General features: G+C 56.2%; 15 protein-coding genes and 1 pseudogene. 1 reads left to right on the plus strand and 15 read right to left on the minus strand.

The genetic code is table 11. The features are described from left to right. Position 1: 1 nt before the first annotated feature. The 12 genes and pseudogenes from pal to ACZ1HE_RS16755 form a co-directional block, all read right to left on the minus strand. The gene (gene pal / locus ACZ1HE_RS16700) at positions 2 to 511 is read right to left on the minus strand and encodes a peptidoglycan-associated lipoprotein Pal (RefSeq protein ID WP_472622574.1); all 510 of its coding nucleotides are present in this window, start codon (positions 509 to 511) and stop codon (positions 2 to 4) included. A gap of 94 nt (positions 512 to 605) precedes the next feature. Then, positions 606 to 1924, minus strand: a pseudogene (tolB, locus tag ACZ1HE_RS16705) (Tol-Pal system beta propeller repeat protein TolB). Then, a complete protein-coding gene (locus ACZ1HE_RS16710) occupies positions 1921 to 3009 on the minus strand; it encodes an energy transducer TonB (RefSeq protein WP_472622576.1) in 1089 nt (362 codons plus the stop codon). The pseudogene tolB and the gene ACZ1HE_RS16710 overlap by 4 nt, the downstream one beginning before the upstream one ends. 9 nt (positions 3010 to 3018) lie before the next feature. After that, on the minus strand, positions 3019 to 3495 hold the full coding sequence (tolR, locus tag ACZ1HE_RS16715) for a protein TolR (RefSeq protein WP_472622578.1): 477 nt from the start codon (positions 3493 to 3495) through the stop codon (positions 3019 to 3021). A 3-nt stretch (positions 3496 to 3498) separates the two neighbouring features. After that, a complete protein-coding gene (gene tolQ / locus ACZ1HE_RS16720) occupies positions 3499 to 4194 on the minus strand; it encodes a protein TolQ (RefSeq protein WP_472622580.1) in 696 nt (231 codons plus the stop codon). Positions 4195 to 4300: 106 nt separating this feature from the next. Further along, complete coding sequence (gene ybgC / locus ACZ1HE_RS16725) at positions 4301 to 4684, minus strand: tol-pal system-associated acyl-CoA thioesterase (RefSeq protein ID WP_472622582.1); 384 nt, start codon at positions 4682 to 4684, stop codon at positions 4301 to 4303. A 296-nt stretch (positions 4685 to 4980) separates the two neighbouring features. Next, the gene (locus tag ACZ1HE_RS16730; protein ID WP_472622584.1) at positions 4981 to 5265 is read right to left on the minus strand and encodes a hypothetical protein; all 285 of its coding nucleotides are present in this window, start codon (positions 5263 to 5265) and stop codon (positions 4981 to 4983) included. Continuing rightward, a complete protein-coding gene (locus tag ACZ1HE_RS16735) occupies positions 5255 to 6133 on the minus strand; it encodes a hypothetical protein (RefSeq protein WP_472622586.1) in 879 nt (292 codons plus the stop codon). The genes ACZ1HE_RS16730 and ACZ1HE_RS16735 overlap by 11 nt, the downstream gene beginning before the upstream one ends. Before the next feature lie 171 nt (positions 6134 to 6304). Further along, complete coding sequence (locus tag ACZ1HE_RS16740; RefSeq protein ID WP_472622588.1) at positions 6305 to 6715, minus strand: DUF4383 domain-containing protein; 411 nt, start codon at positions 6713 to 6715, stop codon at positions 6305 to 6307. Further along, on the minus strand, positions 6712 to 8199 hold the full coding sequence (locus ACZ1HE_RS16745; RefSeq protein ID WP_472622590.1) for an FAD-binding oxidoreductase: 1488 nt from the start codon (positions 8197 to 8199) through the stop codon (positions 6712 to 6714). The genes ACZ1HE_RS16740 and ACZ1HE_RS16745 overlap by 4 nt, the downstream gene beginning before the upstream one ends. Beyond that, positions 8196 to 9194, minus strand: a complete 999-nt coding sequence (locus ACZ1HE_RS16750; protein WP_472622592.1) for an alpha/beta fold hydrolase — start codon at positions 9192 to 9194, stop codon at positions 8196 to 8198. Before ACZ1HE_RS16750 ends, ACZ1HE_RS16745 begins: the two co-directional genes overlap by 4 nt. 274 nt (positions 9195 to 9468) lie before the next feature. Then, positions 9469 to 10029: an ABC transporter ATP-binding protein gene (locus tag ACZ1HE_RS16755; RefSeq protein WP_472622594.1), complete on the minus strand. Its 561-nt coding sequence runs from the start codon at positions 10027 to 10029 to the stop codon at positions 9469 to 9471. On the opposite strand from ACZ1HE_RS16755, the gene ACZ1HE_RS16760 reads away from it, so the two are divergent. Beyond that, positions 10028 to 10150: a hypothetical protein gene (locus ACZ1HE_RS16760; protein WP_472622596.1), complete on the plus strand. Its 123-nt coding sequence runs from the start codon at positions 10028 to 10030 to the stop codon at positions 10148 to 10150. The genes ACZ1HE_RS16755 and ACZ1HE_RS16760 overlap by 2 nt on opposite strands. Positions 10151 to 10176: 26 nt before the next feature. On the opposite strand, the gene ACZ1HE_RS16765 is transcribed toward ACZ1HE_RS16760, so the two are convergent. Genes ACZ1HE_RS16765 through ACZ1HE_RS16775 form a run of 3 tightly spaced genes read right to left on the minus strand, consistent with a single transcriptional unit; the run spans position 10177 to position 12704 of the window. After that, on the minus strand, positions 10177 to 10908 hold the full coding sequence (locus tag ACZ1HE_RS16765; RefSeq protein WP_472622598.1) for an ABC transporter ATP-binding protein: 732 nt from the start codon (positions 10906 to 10908) through the stop codon (positions 10177 to 10179). Continuing rightward, positions 10892 to 11851: a branched-chain amino acid ABC transporter permease gene (locus tag ACZ1HE_RS16770; RefSeq protein ID WP_472622600.1), complete on the minus strand. Its 960-nt coding sequence runs from the start codon at positions 11849 to 11851 to the stop codon at positions 10892 to 10894. The genes ACZ1HE_RS16765 and ACZ1HE_RS16770 overlap by 17 nt, the downstream gene beginning before the upstream one ends. A 1-nt stretch (position 11852) precedes the next feature. After that, positions 11853 to 12704, minus strand: a complete 852-nt coding sequence (locus tag ACZ1HE_RS16775; RefSeq protein ID WP_472622602.1) for a branched-chain amino acid ABC transporter permease — start codon at positions 12702 to 12704, stop codon at positions 11853 to 11855. Positions 12705 to 12721 lie beyond the last annotated feature (17 nt).

Raw genomic sequence — 12721 nt, forward strand, 5'->3', positions numbered from 1 at the left:
CTTACCCCGTCAAGCCACCGGCCAGTACCGTAACCGCCCGTCGGTTGTTGGCATAACAGGCCTCTTCGCTGCAAATCTCGATCGGGCGTTCCTTGCCATAACTCACGACCTTAAGGCGGCTTCCCGCCACTCCGCGCGAAATCAGAAACTCACGAGCCGCATTTGCCCTGCGCGCGCCAAGCGCCAGGTTGTACTCCCGGGTTCCCTGCTCATCTGCGTGGCCTTCGATCGTTGCCGAGAAATCCGTATTCTCCAGCAACCAATTCGCCTGGGCCAACAGTGTCGCGCGTGCCGCGTCATTGAGCGTCGATTGGTCCACCTCGAACAGAACCCGATCTCCCACAGCCTGTTGGAAATAGGCCGGAGAACTGGGGTCCGCAGCCGACCCTGCATTGGCACCAGTGCTATTGAGGTCGACAGCGCCGTCCCCACCGTCAAGCGCCGATGTGTTGCTGCATGCCGCGACAGCCAACAACGTCGCCGCAACTGCAAACTTGCTCAATATTTTCATCTCAAATGCCTCGCGCGTTTCGCCTGTTGTTGTTCTTTTCGTATCACAGCCCTCGCGCCATGTGAACGCAAGGGGAACTGTGGTAAAGAGCTTGTCATTTCTGAAGTGGTGACCACGAGGGATCACTGCCACCATCCGGAGTACGGACCGGACGCAAATTGCGCCCCGATATGTCCACAGTGTAAAGTGCGGACCGGCCATTTTCTCCGCGGGTTTCCCGAGTGAACATGATCACACGACCATTCGGTGCCCAAGTTGGTCCTTCATCGAGGAAAGATGCCGTCAAAAGGCGCTCTTCGCTACCGTCTGTGCGCATCACGCCGATGTGAAACCGCCCCTTGTTTTGTTTGGTAAACGCAATCAGGTCACCGCGTGGCGACCAAACCGGGGTACCATATCGCCCCTGCCCGAAGCTTATTCGCTTTGCGTCTCCCCGCTGGCGGGCATGACATAGAGCTGCGGCGTGCCTGACCTGTCGCTTTCAAAGACAATCTGCCGACCGTCCGGAGAATAGCTGGGAGCGGTTTCGATGGATGGCGTGCTGGTCAACCGCTGCGCCCGACCGGAAGCAATATCCATGGTATAGAGGTCGGTGTTGCCACCCTGGCTAAGCGAATAGACCACCGTCTTTCCATCCGGAGAGAATCTGGGTGCAAAACTCATGGTGCCTTCGGCACTTTCCAGCACCCTCCGTTGAACCTGTCCAACATCCAGAACATAAATACGGGGAAAACCGCTTTCGTAGCTGGTGTACAGAACCCGGTCGCCGGTTGGGGAAAACCGAGGCGCCAACACAATGGCAGCGCTGTCAGTAAGGTACTGAACGTTGTACCCGTCATAATCCATAATGGCCAACCGCTTGCGCCGCTGATTCTTTGGGCCATTTTCCGAAACATAGACGACACGGCTGTCAAAATATCCACCTTCGCCAGTGATACGGCTGTATACGGCATCTGCCACTTTGTGCGCCATGCGACGCCAACCATCCCGCGTACCCGAAAACTGCATGCCGGGCTCAATCTCTTTGTCCGAGAACACATCCCACACCCGGAAGCGAACCGTGACGCGATCGCCTGAAACGTTGACTGCACCAGTAACCAGTGCCTGCGCATTGATCGCTTTCCAATCCGCAAATTTGACCGGAGCCTCAAAACTGTCGACTTGACTGATATAGGCACTGGCAGGCACCTCACGGAACAGACCGGTACCGGAAAGATCAGCTGCAACCACGCGGGCGAGTTGGCTGGACAACTCGGATGCGGCCCCGGTGTCGGGAACAAAATTTGGCACGGCAAATGGCAAGGGTTCAATCACCCCTTCGGTGATCTCAATCCGCAAGGGCTGGTTTTGTGCAATGGCCTGTGACGCCAGCAACGCGAGCCCCAGAAACAGGCTTACCAAGAACTTCATCATTTGATCCGCATCCTCTCGGGATTGAATGTCACTTCGATGTCTCGCCACTGGCCGTATTTCTCGGCGGGCAAATCATAGCCTTTTGCGCCACATCGGATAATAGCACGTCTTGCCGCCTGATACGCCTGTTGCGCCGAGGACGCAGAGCCACCCGAACTGTCTAACATGCGGATCGAGCCCGTTTCAGGCTTGCCATCCCTTTGCATCGAAAAGGCGACAGTCACTGTCGTTTGCAGAGCCTCGGATGACAGCGCGCCTACGTTCCAGCATCGTGACATGGCCAGGCGCAGCCCTTCCTTTTCCCCTCCGGTCAAAGGCGGTCCAAGTGGAACATCTTCCTGAGCGCCTGCAAGCGCCTCGGCCAGGGCGCTTTCGACCCCGGTTTGTGCCACCGGCTTTGCCGCCTCGGTTTCGGCAGTCTGAGTTGTGGTCGGTCGCGTAGGGCGCCGTGCCGGAGGTCGCGGAGAGCGCAATGGTGCTAGTTCGTCACTCTCTTCCGCCTCTGTCACAATTTGATCGGTGGCTTCTTCTGGTGCGGACTGCTCCTGTTCGGGTTGCGGCGTCTCCGCACCCTCTTCGGCGACAACAGGCGGGGTTTCCACATCGTCAGGCGTCGCGTCAGGTGGCGGTGCTGCGACTGGCTGCGGAGCCACCCGCTCAACAGGGCGTGGCTTGGGTCGCTTTCCTGGTGGGTTGAGGTCAATCGTTGGATCTGGATCAGGCTGCACCAGGACAGCCGTGTCTTCGCTTACTTGAGGGTCCGGTGCCTCGACAACTGGATCGGGCAAAGGTTCTGGCTCTGGCTCGGCGACAGGGTCGGGTTGTTGCTGTTCCGGTTCGGGCTGCGGTGCCTCAGGCACAGCGACTTCTGACGTTGGCGTCTCGGGCTGCTGCAGGGCGTCGGGTTGCTGCGCCAGCTCGGGCGTCTGCACCGGCGCACTGAGGGCCGCGAACTCCTCGGCGGAAATCACCGAAACATCCTGCACGTCAAACGGCAAGGGCTCGGACCGGAAGGCTCCGCCGAGAAACGCCCATCCGACTAGGGTCACATGGACAACTGCCGAGATCTTGGTGCCGGTCTGCAAACCGCTGCCTCACTCTCCGCCTTCGTCAAAAGTGGGTCCGCCGGTGTCGGTCACAAGACCCACATTGGTAAACCCGCCCGCATTCAACGCCCCCATGACCTGCATCACCAGCGCGTAAGGCACCGCCCCATCCGCACGCAGGAACACCCTATCGCTGGAGCGTTCAGCCGCGATGGCGCGTAGCTTGGGCACCAGTTCGTTGCGGGCCACACCTGTCGTCTGAATTTCAACAGCACCCTCAGCGGTGATTGTCACCGTTAACGGCTCTTCGCTTTCGGACGGCAAAGCACCCGCAGCTGTCTTGGGTAGTTCAACCGGCACACCAACCGTCAAAAGGGGTGCGGCCACCATGAAGATGATCAGCAGCACCAGCATCACGTCGACAAAAGGCGTCACGTTGATTTCGGCCATGGGGCGCGCGCGACCACGTCTGCGCCCACGTCGCCGCCCGCTGTCTTCGGCCGGTTGCTGTACACCCGCGCCCATCGTTCAGCTGTCCAGCTGGCGCGACAGGATGGTGGCGAACTCGTCGGCGAAGGCCTCGTACCCTGCCACGATGCGATCGCTGTCTGCGCTCAACTTGTTGTAGAAAATCACTGCCGGGATCGCAGCCAACAGGCCCAGACCTGTCGCGAGTAGCGCCTCGGCAATGCCCGGCGCGACGACTGCCAGATTGGTGTTTTGCTGCTCGGCAATCTCGATGAACGCATTCATGATGCCCCAAACGGTGCCGAAAAGGCCAATGAACGGCGCGGTCGAGCCCACGGTGGCCAGAACCGGCAGGCCCTTTTGCAGGGCTTCAGATTCTTTGTTGATCGCCACATCCATTGATCGATCGATACGGGCCTGTGCGCCTGCGATCAGCCCGCCATCGGTGCGATGCGAGCGGCGCCATTCGATCATGCCCGCGGCAAAGATCTTTTGCGAGCTGCCCTTGGGTTCCGCCCCGATCTGTTCAAAGAGACCATCCAGCGGCTCTCCCGACCAGAACGATTGATCGAAAACATCCGCCTCGCGCCTGGCCGCGCGATACATGATCAGCTTTTGAATGATGATGGACCACGCCCAAAACGATGCCACCATAAGGATCACCATCACCAGTTTGACGGTAAGCGTCGCGCGCGCAAACAATCCCCAAAACGAGAAATCGATCTCCTGCGCCAGCGCCAGAGTTTCTGCTTCCATGAACCTGCTCGTTCTTTGCCTTGCGACCGGTTTTGTCGGCCTTGTTTGGGCAGACGCTACCTCAGATCGGGGTGAAATGCCAACATAACCACCCCCAGCACACGATTTATTGCATCAATGCGCGAATCTCTGCCGGAAGGCGCGTGGGGCGGCCTTCGGTTGTCATGCAGACAGCAGTAACCGAGGCGCGGAAAATTTCGGTGTCACCGCGCGTGATCAGCTGGTTCATGGTCAGTCGAACACCCGACAGATTGGCCACCTCGGTTTCTATTTCCAGTTCGTCATCGAACTTGGCTGTATTGAGGTATTCGGCCTCGATCTTGCGCACAACCCAGACCAGACCAGCATCCTTCATCGCGTTCTGGTCATTGCCTAGATTGCGAACCCAGTCCGAGCGTGCCCGCTCGATGTAACGCAGGTAATTGGCATGGTAGACGATCCCGCCCATATCGGTGTCTTCGTAATAGACGCGAACCTGGAATCTATGCATTTGTTTCTGCAAGATTTTTCACCCTATGCTGTCATCATTTTGCGTAACCAGAGGTTTTGAGCAACCTAGGCATCGAAGCAACACCCATGCACATATAAGATCACCTACGCATAAATGAAAACGCGCAACTTCGAACGGAAAAGAAAAACACAGGCGGGCCCCAAATCGGAACGCGCCAAAATCAGTGACTGCGTTTTTTTCAAACTTTTCTCTGGCCGCGACCTCACGGTTATCACGGCGAAGCGGACATCACTTTCACGATTGGGAAATTTCGAGTGTGTCGGTCGGAATCGTACTTACGAAAGCGAGAAGCAGCCCCTAAGCCCAGCTGGCAACACAAGCAAAGCTCCCTTCTGATACAGTCGGCGTGCAAAATCTGTTTCGTCGGATGCCAATGTCACAGTGAACGGCGTGGCAGACAACACTGCCGTATCTTCGGGCATTTGTTCTAAGAAATCTTGGCTTGGAAACATCACCAACGCGGCAGGTGCGTCATCGGTAAACAGGGTTATCCCTGCAAGAATGGCGACCCATCCAAACACAAACAGCGAAACTGCTAGAACGATGCCTTTAATAGTCATGGATATGTTCCAATACCCCGGTGCCATCATCCAAGGCGCGTATATCTGAGGCGATATCGGCAACGTCAGTCAAGATGAGGTGGCGGTAATCTTCAAAACCCTGTCTGGCATCACTGTAGATCGATTTGGGGTGCTCGGCATTGTCAGAAACAATAGTGAACATGATGTTGTCGTTTCCGGCGATTTCGACAAACTCAACACCAGCGTTTGCCATTTCCTGCATCAAATGCGTCAAGGCGCGGTAACGTACCGTTTCGATTTCGATCCCCGAATTTGTTTCATCGATAACAGTCACGCCATTCAGCCTTTCCAGAACCTCGCGATTTGCCCCATCGACAAGCATTCGCAAGGTCAGAGCATCGACGCCGACTTCCGATACCGCTGTGGCGATGACCTCGGCATAGGACGCTTTCGCACGATACTCGAGTCCCAACGCGACCCCACGCTCGCGATCTCTAAGGACTTGCGTACTGCCATCCGCGAGGGCCTGCGCATCGGCAAGGAAGTCCCATTTGTACCATGGGGTCTGTTGAAGGAACTCAGCGTAATCCTTTGCTTGTTGTGCGGACAGATCGTCCAGAGGGGCTCTGGCAGAGCCACGTAGCACTGTGAAAAGGCGGCCAAATGTTTCCTCATAGACCGCCTTGGCCAACAATTCCGCGGTAAAGCTGACACCGATCACGTAGACCAATTGCTTGGTTGCGCCGTCTATTGCCCCAAGCTCACCCGAGGCCTTGGAGAGGGCACAAACCGATCCCCAAAAACCAGAAATTCCTTTGAGAAACCTGTATTGATGCGGGTCACCCTTTTCGAGGACGCGCGCGTAATCCTCGTAGGCGTGGACAATATGCCATTCCGGATAGGTCATAAGGGTTCGGGCTTCCGGACGATGGTACGCGGGTTTCAGGATCGCCTCATAAGCTCCAGTGCTCGCCTGTCGGGCGACACATGATCTCTGAATAGGCAACCGGAGATAAGAGGCCCAACACAACCACGACAACAACTACGATCAATCGCTTGAGCCACCTCCAGAGCAATCTCATGCCGGACGTCCGACGTTCCTTAGCCCAGCCCAAACAGCCAGCCCACCCAGCGCCAAGTGGGGTACATTCGCAAGCACCCTGCCCAATGAAAAATCCAAACCGGCGGAGGCATTCGTAAATATGCCTAGGTCGAGGTATCCGTAGCCGGTGAAGAAGCCAAACACTCCGTCACCGAGATACGCAAGGCCAAACAAGATCATGAACATGCGGGCAGCCCGGTGGGACAACAAGCCTGCTATCAATGCCCATACCGCAGAGGCGACATGCAGAGCATCATCATAGATATCGAGCGCAAAAATTCCGAACGCGAGCCCATCCTCGTCCGTCAGTCCCGGGATATAATTAAGTGACGCTGCGATCATCAAAACCACGAAATAGGCGAAGCAGAGTTTTTGCATGGTTGTCATAGGTGCACCAAGTAGTTGTCCCAAAGGTTGTTGCGCAGGACCAATTGCGGATCCAACTCACGCTTTCTAGCCGAAAACCCGGCTGCGCCCGAATAAACTCGGGCCAATTGATCAACGCGTGCATGGGGGCGATAAGGCAGGTAATATGCACCGCCGTCTTCGGCAATTCGGTCAATCAATTCCTCGGTCATCCGCTTCATATCGGCTTCGGCACGTTCAGTCATCTCTTGGCTAAAGGACATGACCGCAGCGATACGCGGGGTTGTGGCAAATGACAGATCACTTTGATCGTCCTGCGCCACAAAGCGAAGGGTCACGTTCAGAAACTCTTGGTAAGAGGCAGGGATCACGTCTCGACAGGTGGCAAGAAACGCGTCAAACGCCTCGAAACTGACAAAATACTCGTGAAGAATATCGGTACGGTTGGGGTTGCGGTCATCAAGCGTCACGACCGGCTCGTTGATCAACGAATTGCGGGTCACTTCCCCACCGCCGAGTGCAGGTCCAAGGGTCGTCTCATTCCACCAGCGAAACGACTTCATCGTCTCATTGCCGAGCTGCGCGCGATAGAGTCGACTTGCTACATGCGACATCCAGCCAGACCCGGATGCAGGCGGCAGGTCGGATTGATTGTCGGTTTGGCGGTAGGCGACAAGCAATGCCCGTTCAAAAAAGGAATCTCGTTCGACATTCAGGCGACCGTAAGCCATCGTGATAGAAGGGTCGTCAAGGGCGGTCTGAAAAGCTGCAGGGAAGGCACTGGCGGTCATGGTTTCAAAGGTCGGAACCAGACGGGTATTAGCCACCATGTCGACCTCTAGATCCAGGATCACCCCAACCAGCCCATACCCGCCCATGGCCAAATTGAAGAGATCAGTGTTTTGAGTGGGCGAGCATGTAACCAAGTCACCAGATGGCAGGATCATGCGGAGTGACCGAACCGTTGCCCCCATGGGGCCATAGGGCACTGGCCAGCCGTGCGCATTGACAGAAAACGTCGCAGCCAAGCCAAAGTCATTATTGGATTGCATGACGGCGGGCGACCAGCCGCTGGGGTCCAGCGCTGCGATAACTTGTGACCAACGGGCCCCCGCATGTGCCCGATAGCGGCCATTGGCGCTGTCGATTTCCACCGTACCATTGTCGAATGTTACGGCTGTTCCATCCCGTGGGATGGCCTGCCCGCCCATCGAATGACGGGCCGCGCCTACATTGAAAGGCCGGTTCGCGGCGCTTGCCTCAGAAAGTTCACGGCGAATGGCCGCGATCAGCGCGTCATCCGCATTCTCTGAAAAGACCAAATGCTTGTGGATCGGTGTAGAAGACAGCCCGCTTGCGTCATTCATCACGGTCCCGGTCGGCGCCTGATCCAATCGCTGAGTGCCGTCTAAAACTGGAAGATCGTTGTCAAATGCACGGGCAGCGACCCATCCCGCCGCTGCACCACTAAGAACGAGAGCTGATCGCCGGGTGAAAGACTTCATTTCTGTTCTCGCTCCTGTTTGTGGAGGTGTGTCATCGATTGCAACGCATTGATAAGTGCCACGGCAAACTCTGAAGGGGCCTCCAAGTGTGGAATGTGGCCGACATCTTCGAGAACCGTCAAGGTTGAGTTCGGGACAAGCGAGGCAAGCTCCTTGCCCTGAGATACAGGGGTGACGTCATCTTGTGCCCCCCATATCAAAGCGAAAGGCAGGTCAATCGCTGCCCATTTAGCGGGATCCAGACTCAACGCATGAATCGGAGTTGTAAACAGCTCAGGAACCCAGTTTGAGACAACACTAGTATAGCCTGCTCGGATCATTGGCTCTTGCAACATCGCGACCACTTCTGGTGTTGCCGCCTCCCGTCGATGCATGAAGTCACGCAGAAATTTACGGGTCAGCAGCGGGTTCGTCGCTGTTGCAGCCGTCAGATATTTCCGGATGCTGGAATTGCGCAAAACAATTGGCGGCTGTTTTGGGTTGTTCCGATCACCCAACCCAATCGCCCCGGCAACAATCACATAGCCTGACACCAACTCCGGCCGCGTCAGTACAGCCTCGGATACCGGTCCGGCTCCAACTGAATGAGCCACAACGATGGGACGGTCGCCCAAAGATTCCAGCAAGGCAATGACGCGGTTAGCCTGAGCTGACCTACTATAGTCTGCGATCTCCGGATGCTCGGACCAGCCAAAGGGCGGCATATCGAATGCGGTCGAGAGATAGTTGGCCTTTGACACCTCATTCATGGTTTCACGCCAAATCTCGGACCATGCCGCAGTCCCATGAGCAAAAAGAACACGGGGCGTTTCTGCTTTTCCTGATTCGAGAATGAAAAACGAACCTTCAGGTGTCTCAATAAACTTCCCACCTGTCGGCATTCCAACTGCAAATGGTACAATCTCGCGATGATGCGCTGTCCACCGGAACGTCAGGATCGCTACAACACACACTGCCAAGAAGACGGCAACAATCCGACAAAACCAATTGATCATAAAATCTGTTACTCAACTTACGTTCAAATCCACAATTGCATCACCTGAATCAAAGACAAGTCAGGAATCCCTTAGGTTGCACATGAGATTGAGTAAAAGTTCAAAAGAACTGTATCGATAGGTACAACACGAAAGAACGGTCAATCGCTCGTCGCCTCATCCGCCAAGCACTCAGAGGTCGGGAGTTGTTTTTTCCCGATCTGATCAGTGCAAAGGGTGGTGCGGTGGCATCTTCGGTTATTAAAACAAACACTGCATGGCTTGTTGCTCTGGTTCAATGACCGCCGAAATAGGCTTCTAGCAAGCGTTTGTCGTTTCTTAGTTCGGCTTCGGTTCCCGATGTCTGCATCCGGCCCGACTCCAGTACATAGATTCTGCTTGCGAGAGACAAAGCAAAATTGGCGTTTTGTTCGGTTATCACGACGGTCAGGCCGTATTCCGAATTCAGCTGGCGGATAACCTCGGCGATTTCGAGACAGATCTTGGGGGCCAGGCCGATTGTTGGCTCGTCGATCAACAGCAATTCCGGGCTGGTCATCAAGGCACGCCCAAACGAGACCATCTGCCGTTCTCCTCCGGACTGGGTGGATGTTTCCTGCCCTTCACGCTCTTTCAGTCGTGGAAAAAGCTTGTGAACGATATCCAGATTGCTCTGGATATCTTCGCGTGCGGTAAAGGCGCCGACCATAAGGTTGTCGCGCACGGACATGTAGGGGAACAGATTGAACCGTTCCGGCGCGTACCCTACCCCACTGCGCACAATCTCTGACGAGCTGCGGCCAACCAGACTGTGGCCGCGCAAGCGAATGTCGCCTTCGGTCTTGACCAAACCCATGATGCTGTCCAGCAATGTCGACTTGCTTAGCCCCGTTTGGACCAACCACCGCAACAATTTCACCTGGTTGAACTGCTATCGAGATATCGGTGAGCGCTTGCGCCTTGCCGTAGAAGGCTGACAGCTTATCGATTTCAAGAAAAGACATCAGGCGCTCCCCAGGTATGACGCCTGCACGGCCTTGTCGTCCATCACGTCGCCGAACGTACCCTCGGCAATCATGGTGCCGCGTTCTATGGCGATGGCCCGGTCGATCAACGGTTCAAGCGCAGGCAAATCGTGGCTCACAATAAGGAAAGTCATGCCGTCCTTGCGCATGGATTGAATGAGATCAGAAATCTGTGCAATTTCCCCCACCGTCAGACCGGCAAACACCTCATCCAATAGCATCACACGCGGCGCGGTGGCCATCGTGCGCGCCATTTCAAGCTTCCGCAGATCACCCATGGCCAACTCGGACGGGAGCCGTTCAAGATCGGCCTCGGCAAAACCCACACTCAGCGCCAGTTCGCGTTCCCGTTCGGTATCAGGGGGCGAGACGATCATTCGCCAGATGTTGTCGGGCATCAGACCCACGCGGATGTTCTCGGCCACGTTCATGTCTCCAAAGGGCCGCGGGATCTGATAGGTCCGGCTGACACCGGCGCGGATGCGCTGCGGTGTGGATTGTGCGGAAATTTCTTGTCCGAACAATTTGATCGTGCCGCTGTTCTGACGCAGCTCGCCCATGATCTGGCTGAACACAGTGGTCTTTCCGGCACCGTTGGGACCAATCAGTCCCAGCGACTCGCCCTCTTTGAGGGAAAAGGACAGATCATTTGTGGCCACCAGCCCGCCAAACCGTTTGACCAGGCCAGAAACTTCAAGCGCCACAGTCATGCCACACCCCTTTTCGCAGTCTGAGAACGCCGGTTCTGACCAGTTCGACTAGGCCCTTGGGTTGATACATGTATAGGAGCAGTGCAATCGCGCCGTAGACAAAGTATCGCTCGGCCCCCGGCAGGACCGGGCGCAGATATTCCAGAAGAAACGTCATGAAGAAGGCCCCGATCATTGGACCAACTATGGTCGACGTACCGCCCAACAGGGCCGCAACGATGATGGTGAACAGGAAATTGATGTCGAACAGTGCCCGTGGAGCCAGAGAGCCAAGGTAATGAACATAGAACGCACCACCCAACCCGGCGATGAACGCACTGGTCAGAAAGGCAAACGCCTTGAGCCGCGTGCTGCTCAGGCCCGAGCCGCGCACGCTTTCCTCGTTCATACCGATGGCGGCCAATGCGGTTCCAAGCCGGGTTTTCATCAGCAGCCACATACTGACAGCAACACTGAGCATCAGCGCCGTTGACAGGTAATACCCATTTGCCGCCCCCCGGGTCAGGGTCTGGATACCGGACATTCCACGCGTGCCGCCGGTCAGATCGGGTCGGATGACCTGCACCAGTTGATAGAGCAACTCCATGAAAGCCAGCGTGACCAACGCGAAATAGCTGCCGCGAATGCGCAGCGCAGGCAACAGCACCAAAAGACCCGCAATCATGGTGCACACCACTGCGATCGGGATCGAGATTTCGACCGGCACATCGAACCGTTTGGTCAGGATCGCCGTTGTGTATGCGCCGATGCCGATCAGAAACGGATGCCCAAAGCTGACATACCCCGTGCGACCAGACAAAACGTCCCAGCTGATGGCAAAGATGGCCAGATAGTTGGCGAAGATCATCGTGCGCATGGTGCCGTTGGACACCACTTGAGGCAGCAGGAACATACCCGCGATCAGACCGCCCCAGAGAACATAGTGAAACCAGCGCAGGCCCATATTATAACTCCTCGCGGCCAAAGAGGCCTTGGGGTCGTGTCACCAGCACGCCGATGATCAGAAGCATGGTAAAGACCCCCCGCAATTCCGGGGCCAGCGTTGCAACCACGATCACCTCAAGAAAACCGATGATATGAGCGACCACCAGCGTTCCTATGATCGATCCGATCCCACCCACGATCACCACGGCAACCGAGATGATCAAAGGGGCCACCCACATGGATGGGGACAGCTGCGTGTAGCTGGCAAAAAACACGCCCCCGAGCGCCCCCAAGGCCCCCGAGATACCCCAGGTGATCAGGTTGATCCGATCCGGGTCGATTCCGGAGATTGCCGCCCCTTTGGCGTCCATCGACACTGCCTGCATGGCCCGCCCGGTGTGCGTCAGCCGCACAAAGGCATAGAGACCTAGCAAGATGGCCCAGCTGATCATGGTGGCAATTAGGATGTTGTACGTCACCGATGCCCCGGCAACGTTGATCACCCCCGGCACAATCGGCAAAAGAATTTTGCTGCTGTCGCCAAAAACCAGAACAATGCCTGCCTGGATGACAACCGCCAGGATCAGTGTCGAAATCTCGACCGCCACGTGATCGTCCTTGAGCGTTTTGACGATCAGGCGGTATTTTAGCACGCCCATCACCACGCCCAAAGCGGCGGCCACGACAACCCCCATCAGCTTGGGCATCCCCAGCGTTTGCGACACCCAGAAGTAGATGTAACCGCCGACCATAAGGTAAGCGCCGTAGGCAAGGTTCAAGACACGCCCGATGCTGAAGATCAGCGTAAAGCCCATTGCGATGAGCGCATAAAGACCGCTGAGCAAAAGCCCCTGAATCAAGATCTGCAACATGATGGGATTCCTTGTTG

The organism is Falsiruegeria sp. JB4-1 (genome assembly GCF_055693495.1).

Coding starts and splice junctions, on each gene's coding strand:
- pal (WP_472622574.1), bottom strand. CDS start 511: ATGAAAATATTGAGCAAGTTTGCAGTTGCGGCGACGTTGTTGGCTGTC.
- tolR (WP_472622578.1), bottom strand. CDS start 3,495: ATGGGCGCGGGTGTACAGCAACCGGCCGAAGACAGCGGGCGGCGACGT.
- tolQ (WP_472622580.1), bottom strand. CDS start 4,194: ATGGAAGCAGAAACTCTGGCGCTGGCGCAGGAGATCGATTTCTCGTTT.
- ybgC (WP_472622582.1), bottom strand. CDS start 4,684: ATGCATAGATTCCAGGTTCGCGTCTATTACGAAGACACCGATATGGGC.
- ACZ1HE_RS16730 (WP_472622584.1), bottom strand. CDS start 5,265: ATGACTATTAAAGGCATCGTTCTAGCAGTTTCGCTGTTTGTGTTTGGA.
- ACZ1HE_RS16735 (WP_472622586.1), bottom strand. CDS start 6,133: ATGACCTATCCGGAATGGCATATTGTCCACGCCTACGAGGATTACGCG.
- ACZ1HE_RS16740 (WP_472622588.1), bottom strand. CDS start 6,715: ATGACAACCATGCAAAAACTCTGCTTCGCCTATTTCGTGGTTTTGATG.
- ACZ1HE_RS16745 (WP_472622590.1), bottom strand. CDS start 8,199: ATGAAGTCTTTCACCCGGCGATCAGCTCTCGTTCTTAGTGGTGCAGCG.
- ACZ1HE_RS16750 (WP_472622592.1), bottom strand. CDS start 9,194: ATGATCAATTGGTTTTGTCGGATTGTTGCCGTCTTCTTGGCAGTGTGT.
- ACZ1HE_RS16760 (WP_472622596.1), top strand. CDS start 10,028: ATGATGCTGTCCAGCAATGTCGACTTGCTTAGCCCCGTTTGGACCAAC.
- ACZ1HE_RS16755 (WP_472622594.1), bottom strand. CDS start 10,029: ATGGGTTTGGTCAAGACCGAAGGCGACATTCGCTTGCGCGGCCACAGT.
- ACZ1HE_RS16765 (WP_472622598.1), bottom strand. CDS start 10,908: ATGACTGTGGCGCTTGAAGTTTCTGGCCTGGTCAAACGGTTTGGCGGG.
- ACZ1HE_RS16770 (WP_472622600.1), bottom strand. CDS start 11,851: ATGGGCCTGCGCTGGTTTCACTATGTTCTCTGGGGCGGTCTGATCGCG.
- ACZ1HE_RS16775 (WP_472622602.1), bottom strand. CDS start 12,704: ATGTTGCAGATCTTGATTCAGGGGCTTTTGCTCAGCGGTCTTTATGCG.